The organism is Halomonas sp. M20 (assembly GCF_020622265.1).
Lineage (GTDB): Bacteria > Pseudomonadota > Gammaproteobacteria > Pseudomonadales > Halomonadaceae > Modicisalibacter.
In genome coordinates this window covers 586,878-602,343 of sequence record NZ_JACNMQ010000001.1, presented here as the reverse complement: position 1 = coordinate 602,343, position 15,466 = coordinate 586,878, and the positions used below count along the sequence as shown (strand labels likewise).

The window sequence follows — 15,466 nt, the reverse complement described above, 5'->3', positions numbered from 1 at the left end:
GCGTTCAATGACTCATGGCATGACGAAAGGAGGCACGCAGGTTAGCCGCGCTGTGCTGCCAAGTAAAATGCCCGGCACGCACTCGTCCCGCTTCCCGCAATGACCGCCCCAGGGCGCTGTCATCCTGCAATCGTTCCAGGGCCTGGCGAATGGCGCCGGCATCATCTGGATCGACCTTGAGAGCGGCCTCCGCCGCGACCTCGCGAGTGGCGGTACGATCCGCAGTGACCACCGGCACACCCGCGGCCATGGCCTCGATGACCGGCATGCCGAAGCCTTCATAACGCGACATATATGCAAACAATGTGGCATTTGCATACAGCGCCGGTAGATCCGCATCCTGAATGTAACCCAGCTGGCGCAGGCGACCATCCTCAAGCGCGTCCAGCGCCTTTCGAGACAGCTGTTGATTGCCCCAGCCACGCTGCCCTACCAAGAGTAGTGGGCATTCCCGCTGGCGCTCTAGCGATTGATCAAGAAAGGCGTCGAGCAGGCGCGGCAAATTCTTGCGTGGCTCGAGTGTTCCAACGCTCAGACAGTAATGCGCCGGCAGATCGTGACACTTGCGCACTCGTTCACGCTGGTGGGTATCCACGTCAAAAAAACGCTCGCCGACACCGGGAGAGACGATATCGATACGGGCCGGGTCAATGTCATAGAGTGCGGTCAGTTCATCTGAGGTGAACTGGGAAACCACATTGATGCGGGTGGCGCCGTCCAGGCTGGCCTGTAAATGGCGTTCGAGAAAGGCGATGCGATCGCTTGGGTGATACTCGGGAAAACGGCGATGGGAAAGATCGTGAACCGTGACCACGCTCCTGCCAGGCCAGGGCAGGCGCACATAGTTGGGCTCCCAGTAGAGCGCTTCTTCAGGGCTTGCCTGCCGAGTTGCATAGCGGCGCAATTGCAGCCCCGTGGCCTTGTGATACAGATAGCGAGTGGCGCCATTACGCAGATAGCGCCGGGCCCATTGAGACAGGCGCCCTTCCGGTGCCGACGATGGCCTTTCGGCCTCGGCGGCGGGAGGATTATTGGCATCAATATTGCCGCCCAGCAGCGGATGATCACTGCTCAAGTGAACGATACGCGGCCCGAGAAGCCCGGCTATTTCGCCAGCCTCGCTCATTCCAGAACCGGCAACTGGCACTCTTGTCAGCTCTCTTGCAAGCTCGCGCGTGTAGTGGCCGATGCCAGTGAGGGGTTTAAGTAGCGGTTCCAGATTGATGATCAGATTCATGATGGTTCGCGGGGCAACACTGCCGTTTCCAGTAGCCCTGCGGTCTCCAATAAAGAATGCAGGCGCTCCCAGAAGTTTTCTTCAGAAAAGCGCTCCGCGTTGCGCCGACAGGCCTGAGGCGAAAACTGGCGCACCTCAAATCCAAGAATCGCCTCGCGCAGGCTTTGGGGGGTGTGATGCTCGAAGAATACGCCGGTGGCATTCTCGTCGCTCGGGTGACTCGCCGGGCGCACCGTCTCCCGTGCACCGCCCCGACCAAAAGCGATCACCGGAGTGCCGCAGGCCTGAGCCTCTAGAGGCAGGATGCCGAAGTCTTCGTTGGCGGCGAAAATGAACCCTCGGGCCCGGGAAAGATAATCCTGCAGTACTTCATCCTCGCAGTAGCCCAGCACCTCGATGTTGGCCGCGCCCTGGGCCATCTTGGTCAAGCGTTTCCGCTCCGGCCCATCGCCAATGATCACCAGGCGCCGCTCGGGTAGCGCCAGAAAGGTCTCGAGGATTAGGTCCAGCCGTTTGTAGGGCACCAGCCGGGACGCTGCCAGATAAAAATCCTCTCGCAGGCCGGCATTGCACTCGAGCCGGTTGACCGCTACCGGTGGATGAAGCACTTGGGCGTCGCGCCGATAATACTTTTTGATGCGCCCGGCCACATTGGCGGAGTTGGCCCAGAAGTGATCCACCTGAGTCGACGAGAAGTAATCCCACTGGCGCAGCCGATGGAGCACATGACGGGCCAGCCAGGAGAGCGGGAACTTCAGACCCGCATCTTTCAAATAGCGCTCCTTCATGTCCCAGGCGTAGCGAATCGGGGTGTGGCAATAGCAGATATGGGTCTGCTGCGGATGAGAGACCACGCCCTTTGCCACCGCATGACTCGATGAGATGACCAAATCATAGTCGGCCACGTCGAACTGCTCGATGGCAAAGGGCATCAAAGGCAAAAAGTGTCGGTAGTGCTTTTTTGCCAAGGGAAGGCGCTGCAGGAAACTGGTGGTGATCCTGTGCCCTTCCAGCCAGCCGCGCTGTGGTCCCGGAAGAGTATCGACGAGGGTAAAGATATCCGCCTGAGGCCATGCCCGCAAAAGCGCCTCGAGTACCTTTTCGGCACCGCCATTGGTGATCAGCCAATCGTGGATGATTGCGACCCGCCAGGGTGACGTTGCCTGGCGCACCTGCGCTAGGGGCGAGGTGGTTGCCACCTGAAGCGCGGCTTTCTCAGGCGTGTCTGCGCACCCTTCCATGGATATGTCGCTTCCTTCAGGCATTCTGTTCCTCGGAAGCCGCGTGGGTAGCCACTCGCCCATAGACATCGTTGAACCGTACGATATCGTCCTCCCCCAGGTAGCTGCCGGTCTGCACTTCGATCAAACGCAGGGGAATGACACCGGGGTTCTCGAGCCGATGCACCGTGCCCAGGGAGATATAGGTGGACTCATCCTCGGAGAGCAGAAAGCTTTTCATGCTCTCGGCGTCGCCGTGCCCTTGGCCCTGAGTCACCTTGGCGGTGCCCTGTACAACGACCCAATGCTCGGCGCGGTGGTGATGCATCTGTAGGGATAGGGCCTGGCCCGGATTGACCACAATCTCCTTCACCTGAAAGCCCTCGCTGATGACCATGGTGCGGTAATGGCCCCAGGGGCGATACACGCATTGATGCACTTGGCCTTCACTGCGATGCTGCGTCTTCAGGATATTCACGATCTGCTTGGTGTCCTGCACATGGTCGCGGCCCGCCACCAGCACCGCGTCATCGGTCTCGACGATGATCAGATCCTGAACCCCTACCGCCGCGACCAGGCGCGAATCGCTGCGCACGAAGCTGCCGCTGACATCGTGCAGCAGCACGTCGCCTTGGATGGCGTTGCCGTTATCATCCTTGGTGTTGCTGCTGAGCGCATGAATGGCGTCCCAGGCGCCGATGTCGTTCCAACCCGGATCCATAGGCACTAGCGCCGCACGTCGGGTGTGTTCCATGACCGCATAGTCGATGGAATCGCTGGGGCACTCCGCGAAAGCCTTGGCACCGATACGCAGAAAGTCCAGATCTTCCTGGCGCTGGGCGAAGGCGGCGTTGCAGCATTCAAGAATTTTCGGCGCGTGCTCGGCGATTTCCGTCAGATACTGCCTGGCGCCGAATAGGAAGATGCCACTGTTCCAAAGGTAATCGCCACTATCCAGATACTGCTGGGCCCGATCCCGGTCGGGTTTCTCGACAAAGGTATCGACCCGATAGCCCACCCCCAGCGCCTCGCCCTTGCTGATATAGCCGTAGCCGGTATTGGGAGAGTGCGGCGTGATGCCGAAGGTCACCAGACACCCCTCTTTTACCAGGGAGCGGCCTTGCTCAACCGCCGCGACAAAGGCTTCGGGCTGCTCGATGACATGATCCGCGGGCATGACCAGCAGTTGCAGTTCTTCATCAATTTCGAGGGCCGCCAGGGCCGCCAAAGTCAACGCCGGGGCAGTATTGCGCCCATCCGGCTCCAGCAGGATGCGTGAGCCGGTAATGCCAAGCTGCTGCAGCTGTTCTGCTACCAGAAAACGATGCTGCTCGTTGCACACCAGCAGCGGGGGCAAGCACTCGGGGATGTTTTCGGTGCGGCGAATAGTTTCCTGCAACAGCGTCAACGTTTCCGAGTTGAGCTTGAGAAATTGCTTTGGGTAGTGCTCCCGGGACACCGGCCACAAACGGGAACCGGAACCGCCGGACAATATGACGGGTAGTATCATGAATGCTCCAGCGTCAAGGCCTATAGGGGCCGAGGGTTTCGCCGATTGCGGGCAGAAGCAGGCCGTCGGCGATGCTCGACAGAGGGTACTCGACGGGATTGTAGAGTATTCGAGACGAAAGACACCAAAAAACATGTCCACAATAACGACGATGGCGGCATCGAAGCCGCGCATCACCATTCATAGCATGTCATTGTTCGCGTGGCGAAGCATCAAGCCCTATCCCGATATGCGCGACAGCAGCGATGTCACCTCGACTAGATCCTGGGTATCCAAGCCCCCCACGGCTGCTTCCAGATTCAAGTTATCAAGCAGATACTGGCGGACGACTTCAACGAACTGAATGCGCAGATCATAGAGCTCCGCGCGGGCATCGAGCACATCCACCAGATCGCGCAGACCCAGTTTCTCACCCTTCTCGGCGGCTTCCAGGAAAAGACGACTGGACTCGATAGAGCGTTTGAGCGCCTCGATCTGTCGCACGTCGCCATTTAGGCTACGCAGCCGTTTACGCACTTCCTGGCGCGCCAGGTTGAGAGTGTTCGTATAGGTCGCTTCGCTTGCAAGTGCCGTCAGTTCTCCCTGACGAACGCTCGCGCTGGTATACCCTCCCCGATAGATGGGCACATTGAGCTCGACGTTTGCGGAGGTATTTTCGCTCTCGCGAAAGGGGTCGTTGGAACTGCGATCCGAGTAAGCCAGGTTGAGATTCAGTTCCGGATAGTGGCCGGCGCGGCGTATTGCGGTATCTTCCCGGGCTACCTGCTGCTGCTGTTTGGCCAGCTGCACCTCGACATTGCCACCGGTGCGGGAAAGCCAGTCCTTTTCCTCGCCCCAGTCGCTGGCCACCTTCAAGCTTCCGAGATCTCCCAGCTTCACCCCGGAAAATTCCGGCAACTGCCCCGTAAGACGCTGCAGGTCGCTCAAAGCGTTGTCCAGCTCGTTCTCCGCACGAATCTGATCGGCGACGGCCTGATCGCGCCGGGACTGGGACTCGAACAGATTGATGCGATCCCCCACGCCCAGGTCGTAGGCGCGCTGGGCCTGCTTTACCTGAAGGGTGAGTGCTTCCCGCTTGGAATCGAGCAGCCCCAGCTTGCGCGAGGCAAGATAGGCGTCGAGATAGGCCTCGGCGACGCCCAGAGCCAGATCCCGCTCGGCAACCGCCACTTGAAGCTCCGCGGCGCTCTCCTGCGCTTCAGCCTTGTCGACCTGACGCCAGCGTTCGAGGCTGAACAGCGGCTGGGTAACCTGTATCTGCCAGGTGGTGTCGTCGGTTCTGCCTAGGTAGCGGGTTTCATTGTCCGGATCGGTGAACTCATTGGCCGGGTCGAAATCCGGATTGCCGGTGTAGTAGTTATCCGAGTCCTGATAGATGTAAGCGGCGCTGGCATCGACTTGAGGTCTCAATCCCGCCTTGGCCTGGGGCACTTGTTGGGCGGTTGCCTGCATGTCGTAGCGCTGACTGGCAAGCTGTGCATCGTGACCCAGCGCGAGACCGAACAGCGCCGAAAGCGAAGGCAAGGCAGCAACGACATTTTCGCCTTCCACGGGGAAGGCGCCGGTACCGACGTTCTCCTGAGCCTGGGGCACTTGAGCTTGAGGCATTCGAGCTTGAGCCACTTGAGCCTGAGCTTGTCGAACCTCGGCTTGCTCATAGAAAGAAGCGTCTTGAGCGCTCGCCAACGGAGTCAGCAATGCGCCCAAGGTCACCCCAACCAGGGGTAGCAACGGATACGGCTTTTTCGGGGCGGACACGACGAACTATTCCTCCTGCATGGCGCGTGCCAGCATATCGGTGATGGGCTTGGCGATGTAACTGGCGAACGTGCGTTCACCGGTGCGAATCATGACTTCTGCAGGCATCCCCGCCAGAAGCTGCATGTTTTCGGTCATGTCTTTCGCGCCCTGTTCCGTCACCTTGATGCGCGCCTTGTAGTAGTAGGCACCGGTGGCCTCGTCCTGGAAGGTATCCGCACTGAGGTGGATGACTTCGCCTTCGATGACGTTACTCAGACGCTGATTGAAAGCGCTGAAGCGTATTTCAGCCTCCTGGCCACGATAGACGTTGTCCACGTCCCGATCCGGCACCCGGGCTTCGACCACGAATCCATCGCCGGAGGGCACCACTTCCATGATCGGGTCTCCGGGTTTGACCACGGCGCCCAGGGTATGCACCTGCAGGCCCACCACGGTACCGGAGACCGGAGCCAGAACGGTGGTGCGCTCGACCTGATCGCTCAGAGCGGTGATGCGCTCTTCCGCATCGGCAATGCTGACCTGGGCTTCCCGCAGGCGTTCGCCGATCTCTTTTTGAAACTCTTGCCGTTTGACTTGTTTTTGTACCTTGTTCTCACTGATCTGGGACTTCAGCCGGGCGATCTCCGATCGGTGCTGAGCGATCTCGCCTTCGTATTGCAGAATCTGGCGCTCGAGCTCCCGCACCCGCTGATTGTCACCCAGCCCCTCCTTGTACAAAGAACGGTAGTCGCCAGCCTCTTCTTTCAAGGAGTTGAGCCGGGAGCGATTGTTGCCGATCATCGACTCGAAGCCCTGAATCTGTTCGCGCATCTGCACGACTTGCTCGTCCAGCGCTTCCAGGGTGCCTTGCAGCGCATCCCGACGAGCGGCGAACAGCGCGTTTTGTACCGCCAGCACTTCATTGACCCGCTGGGAGTCGCTGCCGAGCAGCTCATCGGGGAAATCCAGGGAGTCGCTTCCCTTCTGTTCCGCCAGCAGCCGCACCTCTGCGGCCCGATTGATCAGATATTGAGAGCGGGCGATCTGCAGCTGCGAAAGCGCCTGGGTATTGTTCAATATCACTACCGGCTCCCCGGCCTCTACGTGATCGCCGTCCCTGACCAGGATTTTCTTGACGATGCCGCCCTCGAAATGTTGCACCGTCTTCTTGAAGGATTCGACGGACACGGAGCCGGGTGCCACGACTGCCACCGCCAGATCGGCGGTGGCCGCCCAGCCGCCGAAACCGCCGAAAGCCACCAGCAGAATGCCATACCCCAGACGCCGATAGCGCTTGTCCGAAGTGGGTAGCTTCCCGGTGGGCCCCGCGGCGCTGTCGGGCAGAGCCTGCTTGGGTGTGACGTCGACGCTGCGATCGTCGCTATCGCCTGAAGCGTTGGTCTTGTCGTTCATTGCCCCTGCTCCTCGGATTGCGCATCCTTGCTTGTCTGGGCTGGTCGAACCTTGGCCAGACGCGCATTCTGTGACTGACCTACCTGCCCGGCCTTGGCGGGATTCTGCTGCTTGGCAAACTGAGCAAAAACCTGATCGCGTGGTCCGTACATGCTGACCTGCCCATCCTTGAGTACCAGCAGATTATCCATGCTCTTCAAAATGCTGGTGCGATGGCTGATGACAAAGAGTGTGACGCCTTCCGCCTTTAGGGCCTGCAGCGCCCGAGCCAGAGCCCGCTCACCGCTGTCGTCGAGATTGGAATTGGGTTCATCCAGCACCACCAGCACCGGATTGCCATACAGCGCCCGAGCAAGGCCTATGCGCTGGCGCTGCCCTCCTGAGAGCACACCACTGGAGGCACGAATGACGGTATCGTAGCCGTTGGGCAACTGCAGGATCATCTCGTGCACGCCGGCCTTCTGCGCCGCCTCGACCACCTTCTGCGGATCTACCTCGGCGAATCGCGCGATGTTCTCGCTGATGGTACCGTCGAACAGTTCGATATCCTGAGGCAGATAGCCGATATAGGGCCCCAGTTCGTCCCGGTTCCACTGTGTAATATCCGCACCGTCCAGACGCACCTTGCCCACCTGGGAAGGCCAGATGCCCAGTATCACCCGGGCCAGGGTGGATTTACCCGCCGCGCTAGGGCCAATGATGCCGACATGCTCGCCCTTGGCCACGTTGAAATTGATGCCGCGAATGGTCGCCATGCGCACACCGGGAGGCGCCGCCGCCACGGATTCGATGGCCACGTCGCCGACCGGTGCAGGCAGGGACATGCGCCGGTTCTCTTCGGGAATCTGCTCAAGCAGTTCGTTCAAGCGCTGATAGGCGGTACGCGAGGCGACAAACCCTTTCCAGCTACCGATCATCTGATCGATGGGCGCAAGTGCGCGACCCATCAGAATCGAACCGGCGATCATCATGCCCGGGGTCATGCTGCCCTGCAGCACTAGATACGCCCCTAGGCCGAGAATCAGTGACTGGAACAGCAGCCTGAGTATCTTGGAGGCATTGGTCAGGGCACCAGCCCGGTCGCTTGCCTGGGACTGCTTGGTTAGAAACTCGTAGTGCTTGCCGGCCCAGCGCCCCATGATGCCGGGCAGCATGCCCATGGCGTGCAGCACCTCGGAATTGCGCAGGTTGCTGTTGGCCAGATCCTGGGCCTGAATGTTTTCGCTGTTGGCCTCTGCCAGCAGTTTCTTGGTGGCTTTCTCGTTGGCGATCGCCAGCGTCAGCAGCACGAGACCCGCACAGGTGGCGAAGATGCCAAGCCAGGGGTGAAAGAGAAACAGCACCGCCAGATAGACCGGCACCCAAGGGGCATCGAAGAACGCAAACAGTCCATTGCCGGTCAGAAACTGACGCACGCTGGTCAGGTCATTCAAGGGTTGCGCGGTCTGCTGACCCTGGGCCAGCACACTACGCCGGAACATGGCGGTATAAAGGCGCTGGCTGATAGAGGTATCGAGCCGGTTGCCGACCCGGATCAGGATGCGTGAACGCACCAGCTCGAGTCCCCCCATTACCGCGAACAAGAACACCACTACCAGGGTAAGCATGAGTAGCGTTGCTTCGCTGCGGGAGGTGATGACCCGATCGTATACTTGCAGCATGTAGAGAGGAGGTACCAGCATGAGAAGGTTGATGAACATGCTGAAGAACCCCACCGTCATGAAAGAGCCTCTGCAGGCTTTCAACACACGTTGCAGGTCGGTGGCTTCTTTGCGGATGGCCATGGGCGCGGCTCGCTATCGGTGAGAGTTAGGGATGTTCCATGGGGCGCGACATGGATCTGACAGGCCCAGCGGGAGACAAGAGTATCAGATAATCCATATTGAAATGAGAGGCAAAATAGCACCATAAGACGCGCTATTTAACCTTTGCGTCTTATGGCTTTTAAATTAAAAATCTAACGAAAATTAGCGTAAGGACATCATTTTAGTTCGCCCCGGTAGACTGGATAGCGGGCACAGATGGTCTCGACCTTCTCTTTTATCTCGGCTTCTGCTGCACTCGAATCCCCCTTGGCCAAGGCATCGAGGATATCGCAGATCCAGCCGGTCAACTCCTTGCATTCGCTTTCACCGAAACCTCGGGTGGTCACCGCTGGCGTACCGATACGCAACCCGGAAGTGACGAAAGGACTCTGGGGATCACCCGGCACGGCGTTCTTGTTGACCGTGATATGAGCCCGTCCCAGGGCGGCATCCGCATCCTTGCCGGTAATGCCTTGCTTGATCAACGACAGCAGGAAGAGATGATCCTCGGTGCCGCCGGAAACGATATCGTAGTCGCGTTCCATGAACACCTTGGCCATGACCTGGGCATTCTTGACCACCTGCTGCTGGTACTCCTTGAACTCCTGGCTCATGGCTTCCTTGAAACACACCGCCTTGGCGGCGATGACATGCATCAGAGGGCCACCCTGGCTGCCCGGGAACACCGCCGATTGTAGCTTCTTCTCCATGTCCGCATCGCCTTCGGCGGAAAGGATCAGACCGCCCCGGGGGCCCCGCAGCGTCTTGTGGGTGGTCGTGGTGACCACGTGCGCATGGGGCAACGGGCTCGGGTAGACACCGGTAGCGACCAGCCCGGCAATATGGGCCATGTCAACCAGTAAAAAGGCATTTACCTCATCGGCAATCTCACGAAAGCGCTTCCAGTCGATGATCTGGGAATAGGCCGAGAAGCCGGCGATTATCATCTTCGGCTTATGCTCTTTGGCCAATGACGCGACCTGGTCGTAGTCGATACGCCCGCTGTCATCGAGGCCGTACTGCACGGCGTTGTAGTGCTTGCCGGAAAAATTCGGCTTGGCACCGTGGGTCAGGTGGCCGCCGGCATCCAGACTCATGCCAAGAATGGTATCGCCGGGCTTGACCAGCGCCTGGAAAACCGCCGCATTGGCCTGGGAACCGGAATGAGGCTGTACATTGGCGTAGCTTGCATCGAACAGCTTCTTGGCATAATCGATGGCCAGATCCTCGACCACGTCCACGTATTCACAGCCGCCATAGTAGCGCTTGCCGGGATAGCCCTCAGCGTACTTGTTGGTCAGCTGAGTGCCTTGGGCTTCCATGACCCGGGGGCTGGCGTAGTTCTCGGAAGCGATCAGCTCGATATGAGCCTCCTGACGCGCGACTTCCTTCTCCATCGCATCGAGCAGGGCGTCATCGAAACCGGCAATCTGCATGTCACGGGTGAACATCGGCTAGTATCCTCGAGTCGAAAAAAACAAGAATTTCATGGTAGCTCAGCGGCGCGCGTCTTTCATGCGAAAGATTCTCAATTGTGCCTGAGAAATACTAAACTCAAGCAGGAGTCGCTCGTCGACGGATAAATCGTCCTCTTCCCTAACCGGCGACCCTGGTCTGGCAGGCGTTCATTGCAGTGAACGATGGGGCCATTCACGCCTCCCCCAGCAGCCCCAGGCTCGCCATAGGTGTTTGACGACGCACACCACGAGACAGGGCGTGACCGATAAGACCGATGAGCAGGGCACCGCCGATAGGCAGAATCAACCACATCAACCAGTGTATTCGCGGCGCCAGGTCAAGCCAGCCAATGTACACCCCCGCGGCAGCGGCTTCCGCAAGCAGCGCGCCCATCAAGCCGCTAGTGAACCCCAGCAACGCGAACTCGACCCCCTGCACCCGGGAAATTAACCGGTCGCCGGCACCGAATACCCGCAGCAGGCCGCTTTCATGAGTGCGCAGGGTATGGCTGGCAGTCAAGGCGGCGTAGAGCACGCTCACCCCGGCCAGCAGCACGAAGGCCAGTACGAACTCCACTGCTCGGGTCACTTGGGACAACAGCTCCCGAACCCGGCCGAGAATGGCTTCGACGTTGATCAACGACACCCCTGGATAGGCGGATACCAGCTTGCCCGGCACATTGCTGCCATCTTCCACATGAAAGGCGGTGATGTAGCTGTGCCCGAAGCGCTCCAGCGTACCGGGAGGAAAGACCACATAGAAATTGGGTCGAAAGCTGTCCCAGTCGACCTCCCGTAGACTGGTAATTTCACCGGTAACGTCCGACCCACCGATGGAGAAGGTCAGCGTATCGCCGAGCGCAATCCCGAAGCGCTCCGCGAGGCCGCTCTCCATTGAAATCGGCACGGGCTGATCGCTCTCGGGAGAAGCCGCAACGTTTCGAGCGAACCACTGCCCCTTGAGAATACGATTGCCTTCCGGCACCTCATTCTGCCAGGTCAGATTGAGCTCCCGGTGCAAAGCGTTGTCACCGCGGCTCTCCGGGGGCACGACCTCCCGGGGCGATTGATCGTTGATCGCCACGATGCGCCCTCGCACCATCGGGTACAGGGCACTTCGGGTATCCGCCGCGTCCCCTAGAATATCGATGAAGCCCTCGCGCTCGCTGGGCTGAATGTTGATGGCGAAATAGTTTGGGGTATCTTCGGGTAGTTGGGCCTGCCAAGTGGTCACCAGGTCACCGCGTACCATGGTGATGATCGCCATGGCGGCAAAGGTCACCGCAAAGGCCAGCAGTTGGCCGAGACTCGCCTGACGCCGACGCGCCAGTTGCCGCGCGCCCAATCTAAGGGCCTGGGCACCATCGCTTGCGCCGTTGCCGAAACGCCCGGCCAGACGCAGTACCAGTCCCAATAGCAGCCAACCCAGCCCCCATAGCAGCACCAGCGCCACCAGACCGCCCAGCAACAAACCGAGGGAGAGCATGAAATCGCCGGAATAGAGCCACAGCAGGCCACCAAACACCAAGCTGGCGACACCGACCACCAGCCAAGCGGATGCCGGCAATGGATCAAGTTCACGACGCAGCACCTTCAGCGCGCTGACCCGCTTCAATCGCAGCAAGGTCGGACCGGCGAAGCCCACCAGCACCGCAAGCGCGGTCAAGATGCCAAGCAACAGCGGCAATATGCCCGGGGGCGGCAGCTCCAGAGGGAGAAAACGTGTCAGCAGCGCCAGCAATCCCGCTTGCCCTGCCAGACCAAGCAGTGCGCCGAGGATCGAGGCGGAAAGCGCCAGCCACAGCAATTGCATGGCGAATAACTGGGTCAGCTGACGCTGGGAGGCACCGAAGCAACGTAGCAAGGCGGCGGTATCCAAATGGCGATCCACATAGCGCCTCGTTGCCATGGCCACCGCCACCCCGGCCAGCAGCACCGCCGCCAATCCCGCCAGGCTCAAATACTTCTCGGCCCGTTCCAGGGCGTTGCCGAGCTGGGGACGGTCCTCGCGCACATCCTCGACTTCAACGCCTTCCCGCGCGAGTCGGGCCAGCAGATTGTCGACCCCAGCCACCGCTTCCGGCGGCCCCTTGGCCAGTAGTTCATACTCGACCCGGGAGCCCGGGCGCACCAGTCCGGTGGCCTCGAGATCGTCAATGTGCATCATCAAGCGTGGATTGAAGCTGCCGAAACCGGCGGATTGATCGGGTTCACGCTCGATCAGTCCGCTCACCCTGAGCTGCATCTGACCAAGCTGAAATGACTCACCAATCGTGATATCCAACAATTGCGCCAGGCGTGGCGCGATCCATGCATTCCCTGATGACGGCCCATGGGCCAATTCTTCGACACCGTCGCCCAGATCCACCAGCACCTTGCCATACAGTGGATAAGCCTCATCAACCACCTTGAGGCTCGCCGGTTGAAACGAGTCGTCGCGGCTGGCCATCGACACTAGATCGACCTGGTCCGCTAGGCTCAGGCCCGCGGCTTCAAGCTCACGCCGCAGATCCTCACCGAAGGGCTTGCTCTGCTCCAGCTTGATATCGCCGCCCATCAGTTGGCCCGCCTGCCGGGTCAGTCCCCGATCGAGCCGATCGAGAAAGAAACCGATCATGGTCGAGGCCGCGACCGCCAGGGCCAAGGCCACGAACAAGGCACGCACGTCGTTTGCGCGCAGGTCTCGTTTCAACCCTTTCAAGGACAGCCCTAGTAAACCAGCCTCGCTCGTTTTCTCTTTGTTCACAGCGCCATTCGTGTCTGAATCAGCATTTCCGCTCATTTCTTTGCTCATGCCTCCACCTCGTCCCGATGAAGGACGGCCAGGTGGCCAGCATCGAGCTTGAGACAGCGATCGCAGCGTCGCGCCAGATGATGATCATGCGTGACCAGCACCAGCGTAGTACCCGCTTCTCGGTTGAGTTCGAACAATAGATCGATGACCTTTCCCCCGGTGCCGCGATCGAGATTACCCGTGGGCTCATCGGCAAAAACCAGTTCCGGCGCAGTGACAAAGGCACGGGCCACTGCAACTCGCTGCTGCTCGCCGCCAGAAAGCTGCTTGGGCAGATGGTTCATGCGCTCCCCCAAGCCTACCCGGGTCAGCCACTCCCGACCTCTGATCTGGTGATCGCTGCCCGGCAACAATTCCAACGGCAGCAATACGTTCTCCAAAGCGGTCAAAGTCGGCAACAGCTGGAAGTTCTGAAACACGAAACCAACCCGCCCGGCACGCAATCCTGCGCGACCATCTTCATCAAGATCCTTCAACGACTGTCCAAATAGATCGAGTTCGCCGCTGGTCGGGATATCTAGCCCTGCCAGCAAGCCCAGCAAGGTGGACTTTCCAGCGCCGGAACTGCCCAGGATCGCCACGCTCTCGCCGGGAAACACTTCGAGATCGAGGCTACTTAGAATATCCAGCCGGCGTTCGCCGCTGATAACCTGCTTGCCAAGGCCCTTGGCATGTAGAATTGCACTCATTTCACGCGTTTGGGAGTTGGACATGATGCACGCTTTCCCTGTGGTTACACGGTTCCTGAACAGAAGCCTGACGTTGGCGCTGCTGTTGCCATTACTGCTATGGATGAGCATGGCAAATGCCGCCACTACGACGCTACTGGTGATGGGCGATAGTCTCAGCGCCGCCTACGGTATCGAGCGCCAGGCCGGCTGGGTCAATCTACTGAGCCAGCGCCTGGGTGACGAAGTCAAGGTGGTCAATGCCAGTATCAGCGGCGAGACCACCTCTGGCGGAGTGACTCGCCTGCCTGAGCTACTCGGACAACACGCTCCAGACATCGTTCTGATCGAGCTGGGGGGCAACGACGGGCTGCGCGGCCTTTCCCCCAAGCAGATGCGCCGTAATCTTTCGACCATGATCGAGGCCAGCCAAGAGGCCGATGCCGAGGTACTGCTGGTGGGCATCGAGATACCGCCCAACTATGGACAAGCCTATACCCAGGCTTTTAAGACGGTCTATCGCGACCTGGCCGAGCAATACGAGGTGCCACTGGTGCCCTTCCTGCTCGATGGTATTGCCCTGAAGGATGATCTGATGCAGGACGATGGCATCCACCCTACCGCCGAAGCCCAACCACGCATGCTTGAGAATGTCTGGCCCGAGTTGAAAGCGCTGCTGCCAAAGCAAGTTGCCGCTACAGCGGAATAGTGACTTACGCCTGAACCGGCGCGGATGCCTTCTGCAGCTGTTGCAATCCCAGGCCACCGAGAATCAATACCAGCCCGATCAGGGTCGAAGCGAGAATCGGCTCGCCAACGACGACATGCAGCAACAGCAGCGACACCGGCGGCGACAGGAAGATCAAGTTGGAAACCTTGGCGGTTCGCGACACCTTATGCACCGCCATCTGCCACAGCACGAAAGCGATGCCCATCTCGAATAGCCCTACGTAAACGCCCGCTCCCAGACTGCTCCAGCCATGCCAGGTAAACCCCGGCCCGATGAGGACGAGAAGCGTCAGAATCGGCAAACCCACGCTGAAGTTCTGCCACTGGGCTACCAAAGGCTCTCGATGATCCTTGGCGTTGAACAGCCAATACAGTGCCCAGAGCAGCGTCGAGATCAAGGCAAAGCCGACTCCTAGCGGATCGGCAAAGGCCACCTCAAAAACCGCCCCGCGAGTGGCGATGACCCAGACGCCGGCGTAGGCGATCAACCCGGCGAGAATATCCATGCGCGTAAGACGCTGGCCGAGAATCGGCACGGCGAGAAAGCCCATGGCCAGCGCCCAAGTGTAGTTCAGCGCCATGGCCTCTTGCCCCGGCAGCCGATCGTAGGCGGCGAACAACACCAGATAGTAGGCCACTGGGTTCATCAAACCGGCCCACAGCGCGGTGCGCCAGCCACTGCCCAGGGCCAGCCGCAATTGGCCGCGCTGAATGACCAGCGCGCCGATCAGCAACCAGGAGACCAGCGCCGCGATCCAGATCAGTTCCACCGGCGTCATGCTCGCCAAAGCCAGCTTGAACGCGGTCGCCACCGTGGACCACAGCGCCACCGCCGCAACCCCGTATAGCATCGCCTGCCGATCCTGTGTCATGCCTACTCCCTGTCTGCCATG

General features: G+C 59.8%; 11 protein-coding genes. 1 reads left to right on the top strand and 10 read right to left on the bottom strand.

Annotated elements, in window-relative coordinates; all coding sequences use genetic code 11:
* Positions 1–4 precede the first annotated feature (4 nt).
* From H7850_RS02845 to H7850_RS02805, 9 genes are all read right to left on the bottom strand, one after another.
* The gene (locus H7850_RS02845) at positions 5–1,237 is read right to left on the bottom strand and encodes a glycosyltransferase family 4 protein (RefSeq protein ID WP_227367873.1); all 1,233 of its coding nucleotides are present in this window, start codon (positions 1,235–1,237) and stop codon (positions 5–7) included.
* Positions 1,234–2,478, bottom strand: coding sequence for a glycosyltransferase family 4 protein (locus H7850_RS18220; RefSeq protein WP_319799258.1), 1,245 nt, complete (start codon positions 2,476–2,478; stop codon positions 1,234–1,236). Before H7850_RS18220 ends, H7850_RS02845 begins: the two co-directional genes overlap by 4 nt.
* Before the next feature lie 16 nt (positions 2,479–2,494).
* Positions 2,495–3,967 carry a mannose-1-phosphate guanylyltransferase/mannose-6-phosphate isomerase gene (locus tag H7850_RS02835; protein ID WP_227367872.1) on the bottom strand — a complete coding sequence of 491 codons (1,473 nt, stop codon included), beginning with the start codon at positions 3,965–3,967 and terminating at the stop codon, positions 2,495–2,497.
* A 219-nt stretch (positions 3,968–4,186) separates the two neighbouring features.
* A complete protein-coding gene (locus H7850_RS02830; RefSeq protein WP_227367871.1) occupies positions 4,187–5,725 on the bottom strand; it encodes a TolC family outer membrane protein in 1,539 nt (512 codons plus the stop codon).
* A gap of 6 nt (positions 5,726–5,731) precedes the next feature.
* Positions 5,732–7,120 (bottom strand): HlyD family type I secretion periplasmic adaptor subunit, encoded by a 1,389-nt coding sequence (locus H7850_RS02825; protein ID WP_227367870.1) that lies wholly within the window; start codon positions 7,118–7,120, stop codon positions 5,732–5,734.
* Positions 7,117–8,904 (bottom strand): type I secretion system permease/ATPase, encoded by a 1,788-nt coding sequence (locus tag H7850_RS02820; RefSeq protein ID WP_227367869.1) that lies wholly within the window; start codon positions 8,902–8,904, stop codon positions 7,117–7,119. Before H7850_RS02820 ends, H7850_RS02825 begins: the two co-directional genes overlap by 4 nt.
* A gap of 197 nt (positions 8,905–9,101) precedes the next feature.
* Positions 9,102–10,376 carry a serine hydroxymethyltransferase gene (gene glyA, locus H7850_RS02815; protein WP_227367868.1) on the bottom strand — a complete coding sequence of 425 codons (1,275 nt, stop codon included), beginning with the start codon at positions 10,374–10,376 and terminating at the stop codon, positions 9,102–9,104.
* A gap of 199 nt (positions 10,377–10,575) precedes the next feature.
* Complete coding sequence (locus H7850_RS02810; RefSeq protein ID WP_227367867.1) at positions 10,576–13,128, bottom strand: ABC transporter permease; 2,553 nt, start codon at positions 13,126–13,128, stop codon at positions 10,576–10,578.
* 44 nt (positions 13,129–13,172) lie between these two features.
* Positions 13,173–13,889, bottom strand: a complete 717-nt coding sequence (locus tag H7850_RS02805; protein WP_227367866.1) for an ABC transporter ATP-binding protein — start codon at positions 13,887–13,889, stop codon at positions 13,173–13,175.
* Here H7850_RS02805 and H7850_RS02800 point away from each other — a divergent pair.
* Positions 13,888–14,553 carry an arylesterase gene (locus tag H7850_RS02800; protein WP_319799257.1) on the top strand — a complete coding sequence of 222 codons (666 nt, stop codon included), beginning with the start codon at positions 13,888–13,890 and terminating at the stop codon, positions 14,551–14,553. The two genes, H7850_RS02805 and H7850_RS02800, sit on opposite strands and share 2 nt — an antisense overlap.
* 4 nt (positions 14,554–14,557) lie before the next feature.
* On the opposite strand, the gene H7850_RS02795 is transcribed toward H7850_RS02800, so the two are convergent.
* The gene (locus H7850_RS02795; RefSeq protein WP_227367865.1) at positions 14,558–15,445 is read right to left on the bottom strand and encodes a DMT family transporter; all 888 of its coding nucleotides are present in this window, start codon (positions 15,443–15,445) and stop codon (positions 14,558–14,560) included.
* Between the last annotated feature and the right edge of the window lie 21 nt (positions 15,446–15,466).

Excerpts from the sequence above, each read along its gene's own strand:
- H7850_RS02820 (WP_227367869.1), bottom strand. The coding sequence starts at position 8,904 with ATGGCCATCCGCAAAGAAGCCACCGACCTGCAACGTGTGTTGAAAGCC.
- H7850_RS02825 (WP_227367870.1), bottom strand. The coding sequence starts at position 7,120 with ATGAACGACAAGACCAACGCTTCAGGCGATAGCGACGATCGCAGCGTC.
- H7850_RS02805 (WP_227367866.1), bottom strand. The coding sequence starts at position 13,889 with ATGTCCAACTCCCAAACGCGTGAAATGAGTGCAATTCTACATGCCAAG.
- glyA (WP_227367868.1), bottom strand. The coding sequence starts at position 10,376 with ATGTTCACCCGTGACATGCAGATTGCCGGTTTCGATGACGCCCTGCTC.
- H7850_RS02795 (WP_227367865.1), bottom strand. The coding sequence starts at position 15,445 with ATGACACAGGATCGGCAGGCGATGCTATACGGGGTTGCGGCGGTGGCG.
- H7850_RS02800 (WP_319799257.1), top strand. The coding sequence starts at position 13,888 with ATGATGCACGCTTTCCCTGTGGTTACACGGTTCCTGAACAGAAGCCTG.
- H7850_RS02845 (WP_227367873.1), bottom strand. The coding sequence starts at position 1,237 with ATGAATCTGATCATCAATCTGGAACCGCTACTTAAACCCCTCACTGGC.
- H7850_RS02835 (WP_227367872.1), bottom strand. The coding sequence starts at position 3,967 with ATGATACTACCCGTCATATTGTCCGGCGGTTCCGGTTCCCGTTTGTGG.
- H7850_RS18220 (WP_319799258.1), bottom strand. The coding sequence starts at position 2,478 with ATGGAAGGGTGCGCAGACACGCCTGAGAAAGCCGCGCTTCAGGTGGCA.